Genomic DNA, 12,738 nt, shown 5'->3' with positions numbered 1-12,738 from the left:
GGCGCGAGCGGCTTCGTCAGGCGCGCGCCCACAGCTGGGCGACGCCTTTGTAGTCGGCGATCACCCCGTCGGCGTGGACCAGCGTCAGGCTTTCCTTTTCAGCCTGCGCCACGAGCATGCGGTCGAACGGGTCCGGGTGCGCCCAGTCGAGCCCCCCGGCACGCTCCGCGTGCTCGGGCGTCATGGGCAGCGGCAGGAAAGCGTTCTGGGCGATGGCGCTGCTGGGCGACCCGGAGAAGGCGAGCTTCCCCTTCCCGGCCTTGATCGCGATCTCCCACACGGACGCGGCGCTTACGTAGACCCGATTGTCCGGATCGGCGATGGCGGCGCGCACGGCCGGGCTGATCGGGTCGGCGCCGGCATCCCACCAGAGAAACACGTGTGTGTCGAGCAGGAGGTCCATCAGACGCGGCCCTCGCCGCCGGTCTCCTCGCCCGCGAACAGCGCCTCGATGTCCGCATCGGGATCGTCGAAGTCCGGCGCGATGCGGGTCAGGCCCAGCGCGCGCGCCGGCGTGCGCGGCCCGTTCGGCTTGGGAAACGGCACCAGCTTGGCCATGGGAACGCCGTTCTTGGCGATGACGAACTCCTCCCCGGCGGCCGCGCGGTCGACCAGGCCCGACAGATGGGTTTTGGCGTCGTACAGGCTGATCTGATCCATGACTCCTCCCTAACCAACGTGGCCAAGTTAGCGCGACGGACGTAATTGGTCAAGTTAGTCAAGTCGATCGCGCGTGAGGGGATCGGCATCACCCACACCGTTGCCTCGGACGCGTCGGCTTACGTCGACATCGCCGTCGGCCTTGCCGATCGCGCAAGGCGCCGGGACCCTTCCGAGCGGCTGCGTACGGCAACACACCTTGCCTGGCGCAACACCGACGCGATCGCTTCACTGACGACTTGCCTTTCCGACCTGAAGTAACCGTGCTCCGCACCGTTGCTGCTCGCGCAGTATCAGAACAGTTTCGTCATCAACCACATCGACCGCGGACCAGAACGCAATGGTGTGCTTGATCAATGACGCGCGAGCCTCAGAGGTGCTCCGCCCAAGTTCGCCGTGCCGAGCGGTCATGGCGGAGCGCAACCGACGAGGCCCGGCAGAGGTCGAGACCGCTCCATTCCACGGTTTCTTCGTCGTCAAAGACCACCATGACGTCAGCGACACAGGCGTTATCCTCACTCAGATGAACGCTGACCAGGTCACCATCCTGCAGCACTTCCTGGTCCATGACGTTGTCATTCCAACGCGCTGCTCCAGCTGGCGAGACGTAGATTTCCGCGATGTCCGAACCCGTTCGGTTCAAAACTGTCATGTCGCGCTTGCCATCAGCTAAGGCGGTCGTGGTAACAGCGGCCACGGAAGCAACGATCGCCACAAATACAGAGCGCATGGCTCCCCCGTTGACTGAAGGTCGTCTTACGAACTGTGTTCTGGATAAATCCGATGTCTTCCGTGAGGCAAGCCTGATGGGCTCAATGTGTGTCACCAGCACTTCTGGCTGTGCCTCAAATGCATCATAATCTCGAGGCATTTTCGAAGGATTAGATTTATGTCTTTGAATGAGCCGGCCACCGCAGTGCTGAAGACCATGATCCTGGAGCAGATTTTCAAGAACGGCCCGATCATCCTCAGTGGTTCCATGGCGTGTGGGATGAGCACATCCTTGAGTCGCGTGATCGCGACCGGTTGTCAGGACCCGATCAGAACACGGACCATATCGCGGAGCCCTGTAGCTTGCCAGCGCGCTCAACCGTTCCTTACGTGACCGTCAATTCTAGGCGGTGTGCGCAACTGACGGCCGTTTCTCCTCGGGACGTCACACCGCAGCGCCTCGCCCTGACGGCGGCCTCCCCGCATAACGGACAAACGGCTGGCTGTGCCATCGTGTGAGGAGGGTGTCACGGGGTAATGACGCATCCTATGTAATCGGCTCATTTAACGAGGAAGGGCCGATTTGGGTGAGCGACCGTGGTGCCCGCGCTGCGGCAGCGTGCGGGTGGTGAAATCCGGCCACGTGCTGGGCAAGCAACGCTGGTTGTGCCGAAGTTGCGGCTTTCAGTTCACGCGCCTGCCGGACATACCGGTGCCGGAGCCGACGAAGCAAGCGGCGGTGACGCTGTACGGGCATGGGCTGTCGTTGCGCGCCGTCGGCAAGTTGCTCGGCACGACCGGCCAGTCCGTGCTGCGTTGGGTCTGCCAGTATGTGGACCGGCATTGCTCCAAGCCGATCCCGGAGCCGGTCACCGTCATCGAGATCGATGAGATGTGGCATTATCTCGGCTGCAAGGCGCAGAAACTCTGGATCTGGAAGGCGTACGACCGCGACAGAGGACGCCTGATCGACTGGGAATGCGGCAAGCGCGACGAAGCCACCTTCCGGCGTCTGTACGAGCGTCTGCAACGCTGGGGGGCGCGCCTGTTTTGCACCGATCAGTTCGCCGTCTACGACGCGGTCATGCCGGTCGGGCGGCATTATCAGGGCAAGGACCAGAGTGTCGCCCTGGAGCGCAACAATGGCCGCCAGCGGCATTGGGTCGGAACCTGCCGCCGCAAGTCGATCATCGTCTGCAAGAGCAAGGCCATGGTGAACCGCCGTATGGCTCTTTTTGCCCATCTCCATGTCAACGATGAGGCTGGTCCAGAAATGCACCGGCTTCCCGGCATTTCGCTCCAGCGCAAGGCTCTTGCCTAAACTGCGTCATTACCCCGTGACACCCTCCGTGTGAGTGCCCGGAGGCAGTGAGAGCGATGTATCTCTCCGGTTTCTGGATAGGTGGCAACTTTAGGTCATCAACATCGCCCAACAGCTCGACGTGGCCTAACGCAAAAAGGGCCGGGAAAACCCCGGCCCGTTGGTCATTGCGACGGGGCGACCTTGTACTCGCCCGTCAGTTCGTCCCATACGGCGGTGTCGCTGACCGAGACGACGTGATAACTGCCCCGGCCGGTGATGCCTCGGTACTTGCCCGTGCCGCCCGTGAACTCCCAGGTGCCGTTCCAGACGGTCTGTGCCCCGTCCTTCTTCTTTTCCTTCAGCAGGTATCGGGCGTAGACTTTGGACCCATCCGGCTCGGTGAAGGTCTTGTACCCGATCTCCTGCCCGGCCGTGTCGGTGATATCCGTGACCTGATACCGGGCCTTGTCGAGGAACGGCTTGCCATCGGAGTTGAACGCCGCCCCGTCGAATTCCGTGATGGCAATCATGTGACCCGGTTGGTCCTCCAGCGTCACGGCCTTGGTCCCAATGACGACCAGCACGGCCTTGCTGTTCCACTGACCGCCGTCTTGGGCCACCGCTCCGCCGGCCCCCAGGGCGATGGCGAAGATCGTACCCCCGATCACTCCCGCGAGACGCTTGCCCATGGTCTCCTCCCTCAGGGGTTGGTAACGACACCGAGAATAACTCTAAGTCCGAATCCCTCGCAAACTCAAAGGCGTAAGGTGTTATCGTTGTACGTGGGGCAAAAAGCCGGGCAGGCCTGACACGGGCCAGGGTTGGCTTTGGCCTGCCCAGGTCTCATGTTTCTGGGGGTGAGCCCTCCTGAGAAGCTACCTCTATCCGAGCTGTCGCGCGGCGATCTCGAAGGATTGACCGAACGCCTGCTGGCGGACAACGCGGCCCTGAAGCAGGCGATTGCGGATCTGCGGGCGGAGGTCGCCGCACTCAAGGGCGTGAAAGGCCGGCCGGTGATCCGGCCGAGCGGCATGGAGCCGAAGACCGAGCCCAAAGCGGTGGGTGGCGGCAAACGCGGCCAGAAGCGGCGCAAGACCGAGCGGCTGGTGATCCAGGAGGACCGGATCATCAAACTGGATGCGCCGGCCGGTTCGCGCTTCAAGGGCCATGAGGACTTTGTCGTCCAGGATCTCGTGGTGCGCCCGCACGTGGTGCGCATCCGCCGGGAGCGCTGGGTGACCCCAGCCGGCGAGACGCTGGTCGCCCCCATGCCGGCGGGGATCACCGGCCATTTCGGGCCGGAGCTGCGCCGCTTCGTGCTGCTGCAGTACCATCAGGGGCAAGTGACCATGCCGCGCCTGGTGAGCCAACTGCGGGCCTTCGGCATCGCGATCTCCAAGCGGCAGCTCGTGCGCGTTCTCAACACCGGGACGCAGACCTTCCGCGCTGAGGCCCGCGCGGTGCTGCGGGCCGGGCTGGAAACCGCGGCGTGGATCAGCGTTGATGACACCGGCGCCCGGCACCAACGCCAGAACGCCTTCTGCACGCAGGTCGGCAACGATCATTTCACCGCCTTCGCCACCACCGGCTCCAAGAGCCGGCTGAACTTTCTGGAGGTGCTGCGGGCCGGCTATGGCGATTGCGTGATCAACGCCCACGCCCTGGCGTACCTGCGGCAGCGGGCTCTGTCGGGAGCGCTCATCGCCCGGCTGGCCGCCGATCCCATCCGCCACTTCCCCGACCACGCGGCGTGGCTGCAGCATCTCGACGGGCTTGGAATCACCGGGCTGACGGTGGCGCCCGATCCGGTGCTGATCGCCACCGAAGGGGCGGTGTGGGGCGCCATCAAGGCGCACGGCCTGCTGCCCGACACCGTGATCCTGTCCGACGATGCCGGCCAATTCGCCGTTGATCATCATGCTTTATGTTGGGTGCACGCGGAGCGACTGGTGCACAAGCTCGACACCTTCACCGACCGGCAGTACGCCGCCCAGCAGCGCGTGCGGGCGCTGATCTGGTGGTTCTACGCCGACCTGAAAGCTTATCGGCGGGCTCCCGATCGACGCCGACGCTCCGCGTTGCTGACGCGCTTCGATCGCCTGTTCCGTCGGCGTACGGGCTTCGCCACACTCGACCGCCTGCTGGACCGCTTGCACGCCAACAAGGACGAGTTGCTGGTGGTGCTGGACCGCCCGGAGGTGCCGCTCAACACCAACGGCTCGGAGCGTGACCTGCGCCCGCAGGTCACCAAGCGCAAGGTCTCCGGCGGCACCCAGTCCGATCCGGGGCGTGACGGTCGGGATGCCTTCGCCGGCCTGTTGCTGACCTGCGCCAAGCTCGGCGTCTCCTTCTGGGACTTTCTCGGCCACCGCCTCGGCGCGGCCGGAGCCGAGGCCTCTTACTTGCCCGGCCTCGTCAGAATGCGCTCAGCGATGGCCTGAACGCCCGGACTTGTATGGGGCCTTCCGTGTCAAGGGGGTTTTCCGTTCACATTTTCAATCTTTCTATCCCTTTGTTCAATCAGAAGAACCATCCCTCCGTCCCAACCGTAATCCTGGCCGAACAGCGCCGGGCGCGGAGGTCAAGGATGGCCACCAGGCCACCGCCGTAGGGATCGTGCCCCGAGGCGTGGTGTCTGAGGGGGCCTCTGTGCTCTTCGGCGGGTTGAGGCCGCCGGTCTACTCCGCTGCGATGGACAGCGGATCAGGGGTGTGAGGGTGGCACAGCTCGGCCAGGCTTTCCATGGTCATGTAGCGCCGGGCCACCGCCCATTCATCATGCTGCTCCAGCAGCAAGGCGCCGACGAGGCGCACAACCGCCCCTTCGCCAGGGAAGATGCCGACGACGTTGGTGCGCCGCTTGATCTCGCCATTCAGCCGCTCCAGAGGATTCGTGCTGTGCAATTTGGTGCGCAGGTCCTTGGGGTACTTCATGTAGGCCAGCACGTCGAACTCCGCCTCGTCCATCAGCGCCGCCAGCTTGGAAAAGCGCGGCCGCAGGCTGTCGGCCACCCGGCGCCACTGCTCATGCGCCGCCTCAGCGGTCTCCTGGGCAAAGGCGGTGCGAATGGTGGCCGCGACCATCGTCTGGTGCGCCTTGCCGACGCAGGCGAGGAGATTCCTCATGCAATGAACACGACAGCGTTGAAGTGTGGCGCCCAGCACCTTGGAAGCGGCGGCCTTCAGCCCGAGATGCGCATCGGCGATCACCAGCTTTACGCCGCGTAGGCCCCGGCGGGTGAGGGTGCGCAGGAAATCGGTCCAGAAGGTCTCGGCTTCCGACAGCCCGAGGCCGAGCCCCAGCACCTCGCGCCGGCCATCGCTGTTGACGCCGATGGCCAGTATGGCGGCGAGCGAGACGATGCGGCCGTCCTGGCGCACTTTCACGTAGGTCGCATCCAGCCACACAAAGGGCCAGTCGCCTTCCAGCGGCCGGTTCAGGAACGCCTGCACGCGCTCGTCGATGTCCTGGCACAGGCGGCTGACCTGGCTCTTGGAGATGCCGGTCATGCCCATCGCCTTGACCAGATCATCGACGTTGCGCGTCGAGATGCCCTGCACGTAGGCCTCCTGAATCACCGCGATTAGCGCCTTCTCCGCGGTGCGGCGCGGCTCCAGGAAGGCCGGGAAGTAGGAGCCGCGCCGCAGCTTGGGGATGCGCAGGTCGATGGCCCCGGCGCGCGTCTCCCAGGTCCGCTCCCGGTAGCCGTTGCGCTTGGTCTGGCGGTCCTCGCTGCGTTCGCCATACCCGGCGCCGCACAGGCTCTCCACCTCCAGCTCCATCAGGCGCTGGGCGGCGAAGCCGACCATCTCGCGCAGAAAGTCGGCATCGGCGCTCTTCCCAATCAGCTCCTGAAGAGCGATCCTGTCCTCGGTCATCGTGGTCTCCGTCTTGGTTGATGGTCGTTAAGCAACCTCAACTTAGCCGAAGAACACGGTGACCGCCGCTCCCGAACGGCCGGCCCGCCTGCGCCAGCTATGGGGGAGCGCTCCGGCGGGCCAGCCTCACGCCTCAGACACCACGCGGTGGGACGCGATCGGAGACCATGACGCGTCATGCGCATCGGAGACGAGGCTTCCGGGAGGGGGGACCATTCTTTTGCTCGGCTTGGAGCCCATGTCCGGGGACGGTGCACCACCCACCTCGGCAGGCCGGCTTCACCGGGCGCGCCGGTCGGCCATGCTTGGGAGTCCCCGGCTGGCGGCGCGGGGACGAAACGGTCCGGTTAGGCGGTCTTGAGCACCACGCCGTCCGGAATCACGCCATTGGCGGCGTAGCTCCACAACGTGATCAGTAGCTTGCGCGCGAGCGCCACGATCAGCATCTTCCGGGCGCCGCCCTTGGCACCGGTGGTCCGCTCGCGGTACCAGCGGACCAGCGCCGCGTCGGGCTGGAACAGGAGGAACCGCCACGCCAACTGGATCATGCTGCAGCGCACCCGCGGATTGCCCGCCTTGCCGATGCCCTTGTCGCGGCGCCTGGAACCGCTCTCGTCCGGTGTGCCGGTCAGACCGGCATAACGGGCTACGGCGCGGCGGTCACGCAGGTTGCGCGTGAGGATTTCCTGCACCAGCATCTGCGCCGTTTCCAAGCCGATGCCTTTGATCTTGGCCAGCAGCAACACCAGCGCGTTCGCTCCGGTCGGGTCCCGCTGGATCGCCTGGGCGGTGTCCGTCTCGATTGCCGCGATCTGTTCACTGGCCAGGCGTCGCCGCTCCAGCAGCCGGCGCAGCTTGGCCCGCGTGTGCGCCGGCAGCGATTCGCCGTCGGCTGTCCGCAGGGCGTCCAGCCGGTCCGCCGCCTTCCTCAGGCCCGGCTTGAAGCCCTGGATGCCCCACAGCGCCAGCTCCGCCTTGATGGTGTTGGTCAAGCGGGTGCGTTCGGCGACCAGCGCCTCGCGCTCGCGTCCAGGCCGCCGGGCATCCTCCTGGGCCACCGTCGGGATGGCCACCATGCGGCAATGCCCCGGCTCGCTCCGCAGCCAGCCGAGCAAGGCGCGCATCAGCATCGCGGTGTCGAGCCGGTCCGTCTTGGCCCGACGTTGCTCGCGTGACACCGCCACGCTGCTGGCGTGGATGACGTAGGCCTCGATCCCATGCCCCTGGAGCAGGCGGGCCAGCCAGAACCCGTCGCGGCCGGACTCATACGCCACCACCGTGCGTGTGATCATCTGGCCGGCCCGTTCGGCCTCGCGACGCCAACGCTCCAACTGCTCCAGCAGGCGCGGCGGGCTGACCGGGAGCTTCTGGAGTGGCCGGCGCTCCACGCCGGGCACCGTCGCCGCGGCCAGCCAGGCGCGGCCGCTCATCTCGATCACGCACACCAGCGTGCGGTCATGCTCAAGAGCAACAAGCGGCTTAGACAGGTCATACGGCTTGGCCATGGGGCGTTTCCTTCCGTTTCAGCGCAACGACGGTGCTCTATAAAACCCGCCGCTTGCCCCATAGCGTCTTTTGCCCCACGTACCCCTTCGCCCGGTAAGCCCTTGTACTGACAGTTGCACTTCAGGATCGAATCCGCCCCTGAGTATCTGTTCGTAGAGATCATGCGCTGACTTTCTGGGGCGCGAGCCGCTGCAAGCGCCTGGAGAGGATGGAGACGAAGGCGATCTGGACGAAGGCGAGGAGGTGCTCCTTCGTCCGCTCGACGAGCGTGTTCAATCGGCGGTAGCGGCTGATCCAGCTGAACGAGCGCTCCACGACCCAAGCGATTTCGGTGGGGAGGAACACCCCGTCGCGGCCGCGGGCGATCGGCCGGACCGTGATGCCGAAGGCCGCGGCGGCTTTGGCCAGGCGCTCGCCGCGATAGCCGCGATCGCCGATGGCTGGTCCTTGGAACCCGCGTCCAGCGAGCTGGCGCAGCACCGGCACGATGCCTTTGGTGTCGTGCACGTTGGCTGGCGTGGCGTCGATCGCCAGTGGGATGCCATACTTCTCGACCGCGATGCTGACCTTCACGCCGCGGATCTTCTTGCCGCCGTCCACGCCCCGCGCGAAGCAGCTCGGGGCCGAAGGGCAGGTGCGGCTGTCGATCACCACCGTGCTCGGCTCCGCCGCATCGCCGCAGGCCAGACGCCACGTGCGGCGCAGCCGGTCGAGCAGGCGGCGCCACAGTCCCAGCCGGGTCCAGCGGGCGAACAGCGTGTACAACGTGCCGAACGGAATGCCCGAGAGCTGGCCAATGGCACGCCATTGCATGCCGCAGTAGCAGACACACCAGATGGCCATGATCGCCTTGCGCAAGGTCGGCCCGGTCAGCGCCAGCTTCGGTCCAGACCGCGTCGCCCGCGTGCCGTCCGCCGCCATCGCCGTCAGTTCGACCAGCACCTCATCGACGAAGGCATCGACGTCGGAGAACGCATCCCACGACGCTGGGACGGTGCTTGCGGGACGAACGGCCGTGCCCATAGAATGCTGCCCTGATGGCTGTTGACGACGCCCACAGCCCTACCAGACCGGCCCCCCGGCGCAACACCCCTGTTCAGCTTAAAGTAGCATCCCGCTCAGCACCGGCTGGAACGGCCCTGCTGCAAACAAGCTCTAAAAGTGGTGCTGCGTGCCCCGGAATTTTGCTGATCAGGCCAGTTCCACCCGCACCGCGTACGGGCCGTCATCGCCCGCCGCCGCGACGAACCGCACGTCCTCGCCATCGGCCAGCAGCTCCAGTCCCGACTGGCGCAGCACGGTGCGATCGAAATACACGCCGACGCCGTCCTCGTCGTTCCAGGGGTCGAGGAGACCTGATTGGCTGCTGAGGTTGTACCAGCGCACCGTGCCGTAGACAGCCTCCCCAGTCTCGATGAGCTGCGGCTTGTCGTTTCCGCCGAATGCGAGGACACCCTGCTTTGGTTCCGCGGCCGCGGATTTCGGAGAACGGGATTTCCGCGGCTTGGGAGCCGCCGGCGCTGCTGGCTCGACCGAGTGAATGGCCGACACCTGCAAGCCCTTGGGCGTGTTCGAGACATCGCAGACCAGGACGGTGCCCTCGGTCAGGGTCACGTCGCCGAGTGGCGTGACAAACCGAGAATGAAGGAATACCTCGCCGCTTCCGTCATTCAAACGGATAAAGCCAAAACCCTTATCTGCCTTGTACCACTTGACGGTCGCGGTGACGTTCGTCTGGTCTGCACTCATACAGGATGCTCGATTCTCTAATGGGCCACGTCTGAGATTGGTCACCGGCCGGGCGAATTGCAACGCATGCGAACAGCATGGATGGCGTTGTCGCGCGGGACGCCAACCGCTGCTCAGGAATGACCTGTCCTCGCCGGAGGCTGCCGGGGGAATAATACCAAGCCACAGCCGGGTCAGCAATCATGGGGGCGGGCGCTGTTCCTCGACAAGTCGCGCCACCGCGTCGAACCGACGCAACACACGCTCAACCGCTGCGGTACGTATCTGCGGCGACAGCCTCAGGCCAACCGCGGTTAATACCGCGAGGTCATCATACCCCTCGGCCAAGGACAGCACCGCGTCACGAAGAGGGCTTGGTTCGGCAGCCTCGGCAAACGCCACCAGATCGGCCAGCCCGTCCCGCATACAAGCATAAGGTCCGGCATTATTGTGGTCGCTGAGTACGTCGATGGTCTCCAGCCAGGAGGTGACGGCCTCGCGCAGTGGTGTGATCATGCGGCCCCTCACTCCTGAGATGGCCCCCGAATTTGAGACAGGTGGCGATGCGAGGGTCCTGCTCCTATAAGTAGCGCGACCACAGGAGCAGTACGTGAAGCAGACCCGCAAGAAGCACAGCGCCGCGTTCAAGGCGAAGGTGGCGTTGGCCGCCATCAAGGGCGACCGCACCGTGGGTGAACTGGCCAGCGAGTTCGGCGTTCATCCCAGCCAGATCCACGCCTGGAAGAAGGCGTTGCTCGACGGCGCGGCCACGCTGTTCGAGGGCGGCGGCGAGCGCGAGGACAAGGCCAGCGAGGCGCAGGTCGCCGAACTCTACCGCCAGATCGGCCAGCTCACCGTGGAGAAGGATTTTTTGTCCAAGAGGCTCGGCAGGTAGGCCGGGCCCAGCGGCGCGCGATGATTGACCGCGCGCATTCCTCGCTGTCCATCAGCCGCCAGTGTGCCCTGCTGGGCGTCAGCCGGGCGACGGTCTACCGCCGCCCGCGTCCGGTCAGCGCCGAGGACCTGCATCTGATGGATCTGATCGACCGCCAGTACCTGGCGCGGCCCTACTACGGGTCGCGCCGCATGGCGGCGTGGCTGGCCACTCAGGGGCACGGTGTGAACCGCAAGCGCGTCCAGCGCCTGATGCGCCGCATGGGGCTGGTGGCGATCTATCAGCGCCCCAACACCAGCAAGCCCGCGCCCGAGCACCCCAAGTACCCGTACCTGCTCAGCGGCCTGAGCATCGAGCGCGCCAACCAGGTCTGGTGTAGCGACGTGACGTACATCCCGATGGCCAAGGGCTTCGTCTACCTGGTCGCCATCATGGACTGGCACTCGCGCGCCGTGCTGGCGTGGCGCCTCTCAAACACGCTGCACGCCGACTTCTGCGTCGAGGCGCTGGAGGAGGCGCTCCGGCGGTTCGGCAGGCCGGAGATCTTCAACACCGACCAAGGCAGTCAATTCACCAGCACCGATTTCACGGATGTGCTGAAGGCGCATGGCATCAAAATCAGCATGGATGGGAAGGGCCGGTGTATGGACAATATCTTCGTGGAGCGCCTGTGGAGGAGCTTGAAATACGAAGAGGTCTACTTGCACGCCTACCACTCGGTGCCGCAGGCGAAGGCGGGGATCGGGGCGTGGCTGCACTTCTACAACGAGGAGCGCCTGCATCAGACGCACGGCTATCGGACGCCGCAGCAGGTCTACGAGGCGCAGTGCCCGTGGACATCGGGACGATCGGCTGCGCCGAACGGCTCCGCTTCCCCCACCTCCCGAGCAGGCTCGGAAGGTGGGGAAATGCTCGCCTTCGCCCCCATGCCCACCGGCACCAACCGCAACAAGGATTTGGAGAATGAGGATGTAGCCGTTACCCTGCGACCCGCGTCCACGCCGATGCCGAGCATCGTCCAGGCGCCATGACCCCGCGGGACTCTCGCTTAACCCGCCACCTCGGCTGTCTCGCCGACCGGGTCCACCTCAGGTAGCGCAGCCCAGCGCGACTATGGCGAGTACGAGTCTCTGGCTTCCACATCCTCGGTCTCCTTGGCGGAGACCTCTTGAATCACAACCGATTCATCCGATTCAACAAGTTCCTGGACGGACTCTGAGCCGGAAGTCGATGGTCTGACCGCGGCCGTCGACCGCTCGGTACAGGTAAACCCAGCGGTCCTTCACCTTGATGTAGGTCTCGTCCACCCGCCACGAGCCGGTGGTCGGGCGCAGGTGCGGCCGCAGCCGCTTCTCCAGCTCCGGCGCGTAGGCCTGGACCCAGCGGAAGATGGTGGTGTGGTCGACCGACACGCCCCGGTCCCGCAGCATCAGCTCGAGGTCGCGGTAGGAGGTTGGAAACTGCAGGTACCAGCGCACCGGCCACAGGATCACCGCTGCCGTGAACTGCCGGCCCTTGAACGGCTTCTTCCCGCTGCCCATGACCCCGTTCACCCCAGCTGCCGAAAGGAGCCGGGTTCTACCCGATCTCCGCGCCGTCGAAAACGCTGCAACAGAACCCGCCGGTCTGGACCCCGGTGCGGCGGTTCCAGGCCGGCGAGGCGCCACTGTTCCTGATCAGCCGGAAGGCGGGCGGCACCGGCCTGAACCTGACGACGGCCGACACGGTGATCCACTACGACCCGTGGTGGAACCCGGCGGTGGAGGCCCAGGCGACCGACCGCGCCCACCGCATCGGCCAGGACAAGCCGGTGTTCGTCCACAAGCTGGTGACCACGGGCACGGTGGAGGAGCGCATGGTCCAGCTGCAGGAACGCTAGCGCCAGCTGGGCGAGGCCGTCTACGACGAGGCGGGCGGCGCGGAGCGCCTGCTCACCGCCGAGGACGTGGACTTCCTGCTGGCCCCCCTCGACGCCTAACGCCCCGACGGGGCCGTCGTCCGCATGAAAGGAGGTGGACACCGACCAACGATGGCTCCTGCTCGGGTCTTTGGGGCTG

13 protein-coding genes and 2 pseudogenes are annotated in these 12,738 nt (G+C 65.6%); 5 read left to right on the top strand and 10 right to left on the bottom strand.

Features of this window, described 5'->3' with window-relative positions:
- Nucleotides 1-16 precede the first annotated feature (16 nt).
- Nucleotides 17-403: a type II toxin-antitoxin system VapC family toxin gene (locus M2351_RS31750; protein ID WP_264657579.1), complete on the bottom strand. Its 387-nt coding sequence runs from the start codon at nt 401-403 to the stop codon at nt 17-19.
- Nucleotides 403-660: a type II toxin-antitoxin system Phd/YefM family antitoxin gene (locus M2351_RS31745; protein WP_264660002.1), complete on the bottom strand. Its 258-nt coding sequence runs from the start codon at nt 658-660 to the stop codon at nt 403-405. Before M2351_RS31745 ends, M2351_RS31750 begins: the two co-directional genes overlap by 1 nt.
- 45 nt (nt 661-705) lie before the next feature.
- Here M2351_RS31745 and M2351_RS31740 point away from each other — a divergent pair, with 45 nt between their 5' ends.
- Nucleotides 706-921, top strand: coding sequence for a hypothetical protein (locus tag M2351_RS31740; RefSeq protein ID WP_264660001.1), 216 nt, complete (start codon nt 706-708; stop codon nt 919-921).
- A 109-nt stretch (nt 922-1,030) separates the two neighbouring features.
- Here M2351_RS31740 and M2351_RS31735 read toward each other — a convergent pair whose 3' ends face one another.
- The gene (locus M2351_RS31735) at nt 1,031-1,390 is read right to left on the bottom strand and encodes a hypothetical protein (RefSeq protein ID WP_264660000.1); all 360 of its coding nucleotides are present in this window, start codon (nt 1,388-1,390) and stop codon (nt 1,031-1,033) included.
- Between the two features lie 564 nt (nt 1,391-1,954).
- On the opposite strand from M2351_RS31735, the gene M2351_RS31730 reads away from it, so the two are divergent.
- Entirely contained in the window at nt 1,955-2,692 is a 738-nt protein-coding gene (locus tag M2351_RS31730; protein ID WP_264659999.1) for an IS1 family transposase, read from the top strand.
- 164 nt (nt 2,693-2,856) lie between these two features.
- On the opposite strand, the gene M2351_RS31725 is transcribed toward M2351_RS31730, so the two are convergent.
- Complete coding sequence (locus tag M2351_RS31725; protein ID WP_264657575.1) at nt 2,857-3,363, bottom strand: hypothetical protein; 507 nt, start codon at nt 3,361-3,363, stop codon at nt 2,857-2,859.
- Nucleotides 3,364-3,588: 225 nt separating this feature from the next.
- On the opposite strand from M2351_RS31725, the gene M2351_RS31720 reads away from it, so the two are divergent.
- A complete protein-coding gene (locus M2351_RS31720) occupies nt 3,589-5,115 on the top strand; it encodes an IS66 family transposase (RefSeq protein WP_264659998.1) in 1,527 nt (508 codons plus the stop codon).
- 237 nt (nt 5,116-5,352) lie between these two features.
- On the opposite strand, the gene M2351_RS31715 is transcribed toward M2351_RS31720, so the two are convergent.
- The 5 genes from M2351_RS31715 to M2351_RS31695 form a co-directional block, all read right to left on the bottom strand.
- Nucleotides 5,353-6,552, bottom strand: coding sequence for an IS256 family transposase (locus tag M2351_RS31715; RefSeq protein WP_264654291.1), 1,200 nt, complete (start codon nt 6,550-6,552; stop codon nt 5,353-5,355).
- Between the two features lie 347 nt (nt 6,553-6,899).
- Entirely contained in the window at nt 6,900-8,057 is a 1,158-nt protein-coding gene (locus M2351_RS31710) for an IS110 family RNA-guided transposase (RefSeq protein ID WP_264659997.1), read from the bottom strand.
- Between the two features lie 160 nt (nt 8,058-8,217).
- Nucleotides 8,218-9,081, bottom strand: a complete 864-nt coding sequence (locus M2351_RS31705; RefSeq protein ID WP_264659996.1) for an IS5 family transposase — start codon at nt 9,079-9,081, stop codon at nt 8,218-8,220.
- 168 nt (nt 9,082-9,249) lie between these two features.
- On the bottom strand, nt 9,250-9,807 hold the full coding sequence (locus M2351_RS31700; protein WP_264659995.1) for a cold-shock protein: 558 nt from the start codon (nt 9,805-9,807) through the stop codon (nt 9,250-9,252).
- Between the two features lie 180 nt (nt 9,808-9,987).
- Complete coding sequence (locus tag M2351_RS31695; protein ID WP_264659994.1) at nt 9,988-10,302, bottom strand: hypothetical protein; 315 nt, start codon at nt 10,300-10,302, stop codon at nt 9,988-9,990.
- A gap of 94 nt (nt 10,303-10,396) precedes the next feature.
- On the opposite strand from M2351_RS31695, the pseudogene M2351_RS31690 reads away from it, so the two are divergent.
- Nucleotides 10,397-11,499 (top strand): annotated as a pseudogene (locus M2351_RS31690) (IS3 family transposase); the annotation flags it as partial.
- Nucleotides 11,500-11,898: 399 nt separating this feature from the next.
- Here M2351_RS31690 and M2351_RS31685 read toward each other — a convergent pair.
- Nucleotides 11,899-12,222 (bottom strand): annotated as a pseudogene (locus tag M2351_RS31685) (IS6 family transposase); the annotation flags it as partial.
- A 95-nt stretch (nt 12,223-12,317) separates the two neighbouring features.
- Here M2351_RS31685 and M2351_RS31680 point away from each other — a divergent pair.
- Nucleotides 12,318-12,560 (top strand): C-terminal helicase domain-containing protein, encoded by a 243-nt coding sequence (locus tag M2351_RS31680; RefSeq protein WP_264659993.1) that lies wholly within the window; start codon nt 12,318-12,320, stop codon nt 12,558-12,560.
- Nucleotides 12,561-12,738: the final 178 nt, after the last annotated feature.

The organism is Azospirillum canadense (assembly GCF_025961225.1).
GTDB classification, from domain to species: Bacteria; Pseudomonadota; Alphaproteobacteria; order Azospirillales; family Azospirillaceae; genus Azospirillum; species Azospirillum canadense.
Note: the sequence above shows the minus strand (reverse complement) of the source record. Positions and strands in the feature narration are given on the sequence as shown.

Excerpts from the sequence above, each read along its gene's own strand:
- M2351_RS31750 (WP_264657579.1), bottom strand. The coding sequence starts at position 403 with ATGGACCTCCTGCTCGACACACACGTGTTTCTCTGGTGGGATGCCGGC.
- M2351_RS31745 (WP_264660002.1), bottom strand. The coding sequence starts at position 660 with ATGGATCAGATCAGCCTGTACGACGCCAAAACCCATCTGTCGGGCCTG.
- M2351_RS31735 (WP_264660000.1), bottom strand. The coding sequence starts at position 1,390 with ATGCGCTCTGTATTTGTGGCGATCGTTGCTTCCGTGGCCGCTGTTACC.
- M2351_RS31725 (WP_264657575.1), bottom strand. The coding sequence starts at position 3,363 with ATGGGCAAGCGTCTCGCGGGAGTGATCGGGGGTACGATCTTCGCCATC.
- M2351_RS31715 (WP_264654291.1), bottom strand. The coding sequence starts at position 6,552 with ATGACCGAGGACAGGATCGCTCTTCAGGAGCTGATTGGGAAGAGCGCC.
- M2351_RS31710 (WP_264659997.1), bottom strand. The coding sequence starts at position 8,057 with ATGGCCAAGCCGTATGACCTGTCTAAGCCGCTTGTTGCTCTTGAGCAT.
- M2351_RS31705 (WP_264659996.1), bottom strand. The coding sequence starts at position 9,081 with ATGGGCACGGCCGTTCGTCCCGCAAGCACCGTCCCAGCGTCGTGGGAT.
- M2351_RS31700 (WP_264659995.1), bottom strand. The coding sequence starts at position 9,807 with ATGAGTGCAGACCAGACGAACGTCACCGCGACCGTCAAGTGGTACAAG.
- M2351_RS31695 (WP_264659994.1), bottom strand. The coding sequence starts at position 10,302 with ATGATCACACCACTGCGCGAGGCCGTCACCTCCTGGCTGGAGACCATC.